We start from the raw sequence: 9,412 nt of genomic DNA, 5'->3' as shown, positions 1-9,412 counted from the left end.
TGCCACACCAGTAAATTTCGATATCTCCGAGAAACACCCGGAGTTGGAACTCTAGGGTTGGCGCACAGTCCGCCCACACCCCTATAAGCCCCTACCGGTCCACTAAACCCGGACCAGTTCCCCGTCGATCGATTCGCCCAGTTCCCGAGGTGGTTCGTCGAACCTGCGGCGAATGTGGTGCAGGTCGTTCATCAGATCCGTCGAAGTGATCCTGCCCGAACCGCTCAGTTCCGCGATTTTCGACAACGGGAGATTCCCGATGTCGGCCCAGCGGAGTCTGCCGTCCGCGCCGATACGGCTGCGGGTGCGCCCCGCGTTGTCGGGGTGCACGCAGTAGGGCACGTCGAGGTAGCCGTGCCGGAAGGCGGCGAGCAGGGCCCGGCCGATGTCCCCGTCCAGGTCGAGCACGCGCTCCACCAGGGCGCGCGCCTCGGCGTAGGTCTGGGAGTCGGCGCTCTCGTGCCCGGTCGCCGTCCGGTCGTCCGCGGCGCCCCGGCGGGCCGCCAGTTCGGCCGTCCGGCCGGCGTACTCGAGGGCCAGGACGTTCTCGTAGATCGTCGGAATGCGACGGGCCTCGGCGGCCGTCTTGACGATGAGCCGCTCCGCGCCGGTGCTCACGGCCAGTTCCGCCGCCTGGCCCAGCAGCCGGTAGGCCCCCCGGGAACTCTCCGGGTACACCCCCATGTAGGCGTAGACGACGATGTGCCAGTTGCCGGTCGGCAGCAGTTCGGCACAGAGCCGGCGCAGGGCGCGCACCGCCTCCTGGTCCTGTCCCATGTGGGTCTGCTGCGCGTAGCTGAGCGACAGCGACCGGATGCCGTGCTGGGCGAAGAACAGGGCCTCCAGGAGGCTGATGGCGACCAGCTGGCTGGGCGGGCACAGCTGCCCCATCATGCAGCCGCCGAAGGTCTCCAGGTGCGGTTCGATGCCCACCTGCCGCAGCCGCCCGTACAGCTCGCAGCAGCCCGCCCAGTTCCGGACGGCCTCGTTGAGCGGCGTGCGTCCGTAGGGCAGGCAGTACGACACGGGGCCGCCCTCGGTCGCGTTGAGCCTCAGCCGCATCATCGTCCAGAAGATGTCGATGGGGGTGGCCGAGCCGTGCCTGATCTGCACGGGGAAGGTGGCGTCGCGCACGCCCTCCAGCACCGCGGCGGTGGTGGAGGGCGGATGGCTCACCACCGGGTAGCCGTTGAGGTCGATGCCCTGGCGCAGGGCGCTCTCCACGGCCGCCAGATCGCCGACCCTGGTGTAGCTGTCGAGGGTGACGGTGCCCACCGTGGTGGCGTCCGCCTCCTTGGTGGCCAGCAGACCCTCCCGCATCCGCACCGGGTCGCCGAAGCCCATACGGGGCTGTACGACGAGACGGCCGCCACCGCCCTCCCGGCGGACGAACTCCCCGAAGTCCACCGGGGTGGGGGCCTGGCGGACGGGCCGCAGTCCGCGCGTCGGTTCGATGCCGATCATGCCGAGACCCGGGCCTGGTCCGGGAGCCGGCGCCGCTCGGGGCCGGGCAGGGCCGCCAGGAAGGACTGGAAGGCGGAGACCGGGTCCTTGCCGTCCTCGAAGACGGCGTCGAAGCCGGCGGCGACCAGGGCGGCCGCCCGGCTCCGGTCCTCACCGCCGTCCGTGGCGAGCTTGCCGCCGATCACCACGGGGGTCGCCGCGAGCGGAACGCAGTCCCTGAGCTGTTCGATGACCCGCATGCCGTCCTGGTAGCCGTGACCGTTGACACTGCTGATGACGATCATCTGCGGGCGCAGCGCGCTGCACTGCTCCACCAGCAGGGCGTCGGGCACGCACGGGCCGAGGTTGACCACCTCGTAGCCGCACTCCTCGATGAGCAGTTGCAGGAAGACCAGGTTCCAGGTGTGCGAGTCGGAAGCGAGCGAGGTGACGACCACGGTCCCCTTCGGCTTGGACGGGGAGAGGCGGGCGGGGCCCGTCGCCTCGACGGCCGCGCGCTCAGCCATCGCCGCGCTCCCCGGTCAGGGGGGTGCGTACGTGCTCGATGCGGGAGACGGAGACGACCTCGCCGCCCTGGACGGCCACCTCGGTGGGCGCGGGGCGGCCCAGGAACATCAGCAGGCTGGACGTCGGTCCGTACGCGCCCGTGTTGGGGATGCGGACCAGGTCGCCCGGGGACAGGACCGGTACCTCGATCTGCCGGCCCAGGACGTCGCCCGGCGTGCACAGCGGTCCGACCAGGCTCGCCCGTTCGCGCTCGCCGTCCGCGTCGATGTGCACCGACACCGGCAGCAGCCGCCCCAGGCCCGACATGCCGCCGAAGGTGTTGATGCCGGCGTCGAGGATGACGAACTTCTTGCCCCGGCTGACCTTCACGTTGCTCACCCGCGCCACCAGGGTCCCGCTGTCGCCGGCCAGATAGCGGCCGGACTCCACCGCGAGCCGCGGGGCGCCCTCGCGCCAGCGCGGGAAGTGCACGTCGAGCGCGGCCTCGAGCTCGGTCCGGAGCTTCGGGTAGCGGGCCCGCTCGCCGGCCTGCGCGTACGGCACGGAGAAGCCGCCGCCGATGTCGAGCAGGCGCAGGGGCACGCCCAGCTCCTGCTCGACGGTGGCCGCCACCTCGATGGTGTGGGTGAGCTCACCGATCAGCGCGGCCTCGTCGCGGGCGTTGCTCTGGGAGAAGAGGTGGAGCCCGGCGATCGAGGTGCCCGGCACCTCGCGCAGTTCCCGGGCGAGGCCCGCGATCGTCTCGCTGTCGATGCCGAACTGGGTGGGGGTGCCGGTCATCCGGATGCTGGTGGTGGCGCCAGCCTTGGCACTGTTGACGCGCAGCAGGCAGTCGGCGACGACCCCGTGCCGGACGGCGGCCTCGCCGATGTGCTCCAGGTCGGTCAGGGACTCGGCGGAGAAGGTGCGGACCCCGCTCGCGATCGCTTCGCGCAGTTCCCCGGGGGTCTTTCCGGGGCCGGTGTAGAGGATGTCGGAGCCGGCGTATCCCGCCTCCAGCGCCGCCGCCAGCTCGCCCGTCGAGCTGATCTCCGCCTTGCAGGCCGGGCCGTCGCCGTCGCGCAGCGCGCGCACCAGGTCGACGTGTGGATTGGCCTTGAAGGCGTAGAAGACCTCGAAGCCCTCCGGCAGCCAGCCGAACAGGTCGCGTCGGGCGGCGCGGGCCCGGTCGAGGTCGTACACGTACAGCGGGGTGCCGTAGCGCCGGGCGAGATCGGTGGGTTCGGTGGACCGGTCGGTCATTTTCCACTCCCGTCGAGCAGCAGGCCGGCCAGCTCCTGCCGGGCGTTCTTTCCGTGCTGGGTGAGCGGGAAGTCGCTCAGGACGCGGCAGACCGCGGGAACCTTGGCGGGCTCCAGGCGGATGGCCATCTCCTTGAGGACCGTGGCCGGGGGCAGCTCGCTCTCCACGAACAGGGCCAGGTCGTGCTTCTCGCCCGGGGGCAGCGCGGCGGCCGCGCGGACGCCGGGGATGTCCATCGCGGCGCCCTCGATCTCCAGGGTGCTCATGCGGAAGCCCTTGCGTTTGAACATGTCGTCCCGGCGGCCCCGGAAGTACAGGTAGCCGTCGGAGTCCAGGAAGCCGTAGTCGCCGGTGTGCAGGCACGGTTCGCCGGTGCCGGGCAGCCGCCGGAAGGACTTCGCGGTGGTCTCCGGGGTGCGCCAGTAGCCCGGCATGACGTGCGGGCCCACGGCGACGATCTCCCCGGTCTCCCCGGTGGGTACCTCCCGGCCGTCGGCGTCCAGGATCAGCACCCGGGTGCCGGGCAGCGGCAGGCCGACCGCGTCGGGGCGCTCCCGGTCCTCCTCGGGCGGCATCACCGTGATGCGCTTGGCCTCGGTCTGGCCGTACTGGCGGACCACCCGCGCGCCCGGGAAGTACTCGCGCAGCCCGTCGATCGTCGCCTGGGGCAGCGCGGCACCGGTGTTGGTGAACATGCGCACCGGCGGGGGATCGCCGTCGGCCCGCCGCGACAGCATGAGCAGCATCGAGGCGAACGAGGGCACGATGGGCACCACGGTGGCCCCGGTCTCCCGCATCCGGCGCAGCAGCAGCAGGTCGGACTCCCGGTCGGCGAGCACGATCTCGCAGCGGGCGACGCACGTCATCACGACCTTGTACAGGCCGTAGTCCCAGGACATCGGGAAGCGGCAGAACACCACGTCGTCGGCCCGGTAGCCGAGCGCCTCGGTCAGCGCGCGGGAGGCGAAGGTCACCTGCGCGTGCGGGCAGACCACTGCCTTGGGGGCCGCCGTGCTGCCGGACGTGTAGATCAGTGTGGCCACGTCGTCGGGACGCACCTGCTCGGTTTCGAACGGGTCGTCGGCCGCGCGCAGCGTCTCCACCTCGGCCCACAGGCCGTCCAGCAGGTGCACCGGGCTGGCGACCTCGCGCAGCGTCCCCGCGGTCGTCGCGTCGCCGATCAGGAGCCCGGGCTCGGCGTTGGCGACCACGTGACGCAGGTGGTAGGGCTTCATCTTCGGGTTGACCGGCACGAAGACCGCCCCGCACCGGGACGCGCCATAGAACATGGCTGCCAGTTCCCGTCCGGTCGGCAGCTGGAGGACGATGCGGTCGCCCCGGCCGATGCCCTGTGCGCGCAGCCAGTGGGCGAAGGCCCGGCTGTACTCGCTCAGTTGCCGATACGTCCACGACCCGGACGAGTCACGGATCGCGGGGGCGTCGGGCACCTCGGCGGCGGCATCGTCCAACAGACCGTGGACGAGTTTTCCAGCTTCTTCTTGTGCCGAATACGAGTGGCTGACCAAGGCCGCACTCCTGCCTCGAGTTGTGGCTCGGTTCGTGGAAACACCGGCGAGAAAGTACCGGATCGAAACCTCGACGACCACGTTAGGTTCGGCGCAGGGCCGGTCCCACCCCTAACTCCCCCTATCAAATGTGTGCCCCCGCACAATTGCGCCGACGACCCGGTTCCTGCGGTCCGAACTCGACAATCGCTTGAGAAACCCCGGAAAAGAAAGTCAGCGACCGGAAAAGGGAAAGCCCCGTCCGGGCTCGGCGGCCCGGACGGGGACGGTCGTGCGCCGGCCGCGGCCGGCACCGGGGTCAGGTGGCGACCCGCACCTGCTCCCGCTCGGCCAGGACGGGGTAGTCCTTCAGCCGGATGTTGTCCGCCGCCTTCACCGACAGCCGCTCGAACAGCCCCGACATCAGTCGGGAGCTGAGCATCCGGTACATGCGGTTGCGGCTGCGGATCTTCGCCCGCGTCGGCGGGGCGAGGAAGCCGCCCGCACCGTTGGCGGTCTTCTGGCAGCCCTCGACGAACTCCCGGATCGCGGCCTCGTAGGCGTCGAACGCGGTGCGGTGGTCGCGGTGCACGGCCAGTTCGCCGGCCAGGACGTAGGCGGCGACGACGGCCAGCCCGGTGCCCATGCCGCCCATGGTGGCGCCGTACCCGGCGTCGCCCAGCAGGACGACACGGCCCTGGTGGTACCGGTCCATGCGGACCTGGGCGATCGCGTCGAAGTACACGTCCTCGGCGGCGTCCAGGGCGGCGAGGGCCCGGGGGACCTCCCAGCCCAGACCGGCGTACCGCTCGGCGAGGATCCGCTTGATCTGCGCGGTGTCGTGCCGGTCGTAGGACAGCTGCGGCGAGACGAAGACCATGGAGACGTTCGCGCGGTGCGGGTCGCCGTCGTAGTTGGACAGGCTCAGCGCCCGGCCCGGGGCGTTGAACCAGCGGGCGGTGCGGTCCAGGCCGAGGTGGTTGGGGGCGTCGAACCCGGCGACGTAGTGGCCGAGGTGGTGGATGAACCGCGACTCGTCCCCGAAGGCCAGCCGCCGCACGTTCGAGTGCAGTCCGTCGGCGCCCACCAGGAGGTCGAAGCTGCGCGGCGCCGCGTGCCGGAAGCCGACCCGCACCTCGTCGGCGGTCTCGTCGAGCGTGGTGATGGAGTCGCCGAAGACGTACTCGACCCGCTCCCTGGTCCGCTCGTAGAAGATCTTCGACAGTTCGCCCCGGAAGATCTCCACCTCACCGCTCATGAACTCCGCCGGCAGACTCACCTGCTCGCGGCCGTCCTCGTCGAGCATCACCTGCCCGCCCATGTGGGTCTGACGGCGGTGGATGTCCTCCCACACGCCCATCCGCTGGAGCACCGTGCGGTGGGCGTCGCCGCGGAAGTCCACCGCGAAACCGCCCTCGCGCAGCGCCGGGGCCTTCTCGACCACGGTCACCGTGGCGCCGTAACGGCTGAGCCAGTAGGCCAGCGCCGGGCCCGCGACGCTGGCGCCCGAGATCAGTACCGTCGTGTTCCGCAGCGGCTTGCGGGAGGTGGTGTCCATGGTGTGCTCCTCGTCCGGTCGGGGTGTTCTCCGTCTCTGGACAAGAGCATGTCCGCCGGTGTTTACCGGTCAGGTACCGTCCGCTGACCGTCCCTGACCGAGAGCGGTCAGCGCCTCGTCCTGGGTCAGCGCCAGGCCCCGCCGATGGGCCCGGTCATAGGCCTCGGCCCCGGTCAGTTCCGCCGCCGCGGCGGCGATCCGCGTGACGTCGGGGTCCCCGGCCACCGGCATGCCGCGCAGGGCGACACCGGCCCCGAGCAGCAGCGCCGCCCGCTCTCCCGCGCCCTCCAGGACGGCCAGTCCGGCCAGCCCCTCCGCCGCGTCGGCCAGGTCGGCCGGGGTCCTGTGCCGCAGAGCCAGGTCCAGGGCGCGCTCGTGCCAGGACCGGGCCTCGTCGACCAGCCCCTCGGACTCGGCGGTCCGGCCGAGGCCGGTGCAGACCTGCCGTATCTCCGCGGTCCCCGACCAGCCGGCCGCGACCGACGCCATCGCGAGCTCGTACCAGCGGCGGGCCTCGGCGCTCCCGCCCGCCAGCCGTGCCACGTCGCCGAGCCCGCGCTGGGCCGCGGCCACCTTGTCCGGGCTGCCGATGCGCCGGGCGAGCTCGGCCACCTGCTCGTAGTGCGTCCTGGCCTGCGCCAGGTCCCCGACGTGCAGCAGGACGTCGGCGCGGCGGCGCAGCAGATCGGCCCGCTCCTCCGGCGAGCCCAGCTGGCCCACCAGCGTCAGGGCCTCGTCCAGCCGGGCCAGGGCGAGTTCGCGGTCCCCGCGCCAGTCGGCGAACATCGCCAGCGGGTCGAGGCAGTTGGCCATCCCCCAGCGGTCCCCGGTCTCCCGGAAACCCGCCAGCGCGGTGGCGAACCGCTGCTCCGCCTCGTCCGGCCGGCCCTCGAACCACGGTTCGAACCCGCTGCCCATCAGACTGACCGCCCGGGACCAGGTGTCCGAACCGATCTGGCGGCGCCGGCCGGCGTCGTCGGACGCCCGGCCCGGACCGCCGATCACCGCCCACAGCACGGTCAGGACCGGGCGGCGCAGCGGGCGGTCGATGGTCTTCAGCAGCGCCTCCACCCGGTCCAGCCGGGCCGCCGCCGACGGGGAGGAGACGTCCTTGGCGTGCGCGTTGAGCACGCACAGCACGTACTCCTCCGCCAGGTCCCCGGGCGGCTCCTCACCGGTGGCCGCCAGCAGCGCCGCGGCCAGCGGCGCGGTCTCGCCGTGCAGCCCGCGCAGCCACCAGTACCAGGTCAGCGCCGACAGCAACCGCAGTCCGGCCGCCGTGTCCGCGCCCACCGACCAGCGCAGCGCCGCCTGGAAGTTGTCCTGTTCGGCGGTGAGCCGGGCCAGCCACTCCACCTGCTCGGTGCGGCGCAGACACGGCTCCGCACGCTCCGCCAGCTGCAGGAAGTACGCCGCGTGGGCCGCGCGGAAGCGCTCCTGCTCGCCCGACTCGGCCAGCCGCTCGGCGCCGAACGCGCGCACCGTCTCGAACATGCGCAGCCGCCCGTCCCGCAGCTCCAGCAGCGACTTGCCCACCAGTGACTCGACCAGTTCCTCGGCGTCGGGCAGCGCGCAGACCTCCTCGGCGGCCTCGACGGTGGCACCGCCCGCGAAGACGGTCAGCCGACGGGCCATCGCCCGCTCGTCCTCGTCCAGCAGGTCCCAGCTCCACTCGACCACCGCGCGCAGCGTCTGATGCCGGGGCGCGGCCGTGCGGTCCCCGCGCGACAGCAGCCGGAACCGGTCGTCCAGGCGGGTGGCGACGTCCTCGACGGACAGGGTCCGCAGCCGGGCCGCCGCCAGCTCCAGGGCGAGCGGCAGCCCGTCCAGCGCGGCGCAGATCCGCTCCACCACCCCGGCCCGCCCCTCGCCGTCCTGCCCGGTCTCCGCCGCGAACGCGGGGGACACGGCCGCGGCCCGGTCCCGGAACAGCCGGACCGCCGACCGGGGCTCCAGCGGCGACAGCGGGCACAGCGCCTCACCGGTCAGCCCCAGCGCCTCCCGCCCCGTCGCCAGCACCCGCACGCCCGGACACGCGCCGAGCAGCCGGCGCACCAGCCGGGCGGTGTCCTCCAGGACGTGTTCGCAGTTGTCCAGCACCAGCAGCAGCCGGCGTTCGGCGAGCGCGCTGACCAGCCGCTCCTCGGAGTCCTTGCCGGCCCCGGAGGAGGACCGCAGGCCCAGTGAGCCCAGCACCGTCCCCGCGAGCTGCGCGCCGTCCGCCAGCGGGGCCAGCTCCACGAAGCACACGTCGCCGCTCTCGAGCGCCGCGGCCTCCACGGCGAGCCGGGTCTTGCCCACTCCGCCCGGCCCGATGAGGGTCACCAGCCGGGCCGTGCCGAGCAGTTCACGGATCCGGGCCAGTTCCGTCTCGCGGCCCACGAAGCTGGTGAACTGCGCGGGCACCCCGCGCGGTGCGGCCTGCGCGGGCGTGTGGTCCGCCCGCAGCAACTCCAGGTGCACCGCGGCCAGCTCGGGCGAGGGGTCGGTGCCCAGCTCCTCGGCGAGGGTGGACCGGGTCCGCTCGTACAGGCTCAGCGCCTCGGCCTGCCGGCCGCTGCCGTGCAGCGCCCGCATCAGCTGCCCGCACAGCCGCTCCCGCAGCGGGTGCGCCTCGTGGAGCTGGTGCAGCTCGGGCACCAGCGACGCCGTCTCGCCCAGGGCGAGTTCCGCCTCGAAGCGGTCCTCGGCCGCGGCGAGGCGCAGCTCCTCCAGCCGCTGGGCCTGGGGAACCTGCGCCGGACCGCGCCACAGCCCCAGGGCCTCCCGCAGCAGGTCGGCGGCGCGCGCGTGGTCCGCGGCCGCCAGCGCCTGCCTGCCCTGGCGCGCGAGGCGCGCGAAGCGGTGGGCGTCGACGTCGTCGGGGTCGACGTCCAGCCGGTACCCGGTGGGCAGGGAGTCGATCCGTACGCCCAGGCGGCGCCGCAGCCGGGAGATCTGGGACTGCAGGGCGTTGGCCGCGCCGGCCGGCGGGTCGTCGCCGTAGACCTCGTCGATCAGCCGGTCGGTGCCCACCACCCGTCCGGGGTCCGCCAGCAACAGCGCGAGGACCGAACGCGGCCGGGGACCACCGAGTTCGAGCGGTTCGCCGTCGGCGCCCCGTACTTCCATCGGACCCAGAATCGTGAACTGCACA

Annotated in this window: 6 protein-coding genes; all 6 read right to left on the bottom strand. The window is 72.8% G+C overall.

What is annotated here, in order from left to right; genetic code table 11:
- Window positions 1-102 precede the first annotated feature (102 nt).
- On the bottom strand, window positions 103-1,464 hold the full coding sequence (locus ACIGO6_RS36935; RefSeq protein WP_399884310.1) for a methylaspartate mutase: 1,362 nt from the start codon (window positions 1,462-1,464) through the stop codon (window positions 103-105).
- Window positions 1,461-1,970, bottom strand: a complete 510-nt coding sequence (locus ACIGO6_RS36930; RefSeq protein ID WP_399884308.1) for a cobalamin B12-binding domain-containing protein — start codon at window positions 1,968-1,970, stop codon at window positions 1,461-1,463. The genes ACIGO6_RS36935 and ACIGO6_RS36930 overlap by 4 nt, the downstream gene beginning before the upstream one ends.
- Window positions 1,963-3,213, bottom strand: coding sequence for a type III PLP-dependent enzyme (locus ACIGO6_RS36925; protein WP_399884306.1), 1,251 nt, complete (start codon window positions 3,211-3,213; stop codon window positions 1,963-1,965). Before ACIGO6_RS36925 ends, ACIGO6_RS36930 begins: the two co-directional genes overlap by 8 nt.
- On the bottom strand, window positions 3,210-4,739 hold the full coding sequence (locus tag ACIGO6_RS36920) for an AMP-binding protein (protein ID WP_399884304.1): 1,530 nt from the start codon (window positions 4,737-4,739) through the stop codon (window positions 3,210-3,212). Before ACIGO6_RS36920 ends, ACIGO6_RS36925 begins: the two co-directional genes overlap by 4 nt.
- 298 nt (window positions 4,740-5,037) lie before the next feature.
- The gene (locus ACIGO6_RS36915) at window positions 5,038-6,276 is read right to left on the bottom strand and encodes an FAD-dependent monooxygenase (RefSeq protein ID WP_399884302.1); all 1,239 of its coding nucleotides are present in this window, start codon (window positions 6,274-6,276) and stop codon (window positions 5,038-5,040) included.
- A gap of 69 nt (window positions 6,277-6,345) precedes the next feature.
- Window positions 6,346-9,411 carry a BTAD domain-containing putative transcriptional regulator gene (locus ACIGO6_RS36910; RefSeq protein WP_399884300.1) on the bottom strand — a complete coding sequence of 1,022 codons (3,066 nt, stop codon included), beginning with the start codon at window positions 9,409-9,411 and terminating at the stop codon, window positions 6,346-6,348.
- Window position 9,412 lies beyond the last annotated feature (1 nt).

The sequence above is a fragment of the Streptomyces sp. NPDC053750 genome (assembly GCF_044544295.1).
Taxonomy (GTDB): domain Bacteria; phylum Actinomycetota; class Actinomycetes; order Streptomycetales; family Streptomycetaceae; genus Streptomyces.
Note: the sequence above shows the minus strand (reverse complement) of the source record. Positions and strands in the feature narration are given on the sequence as shown.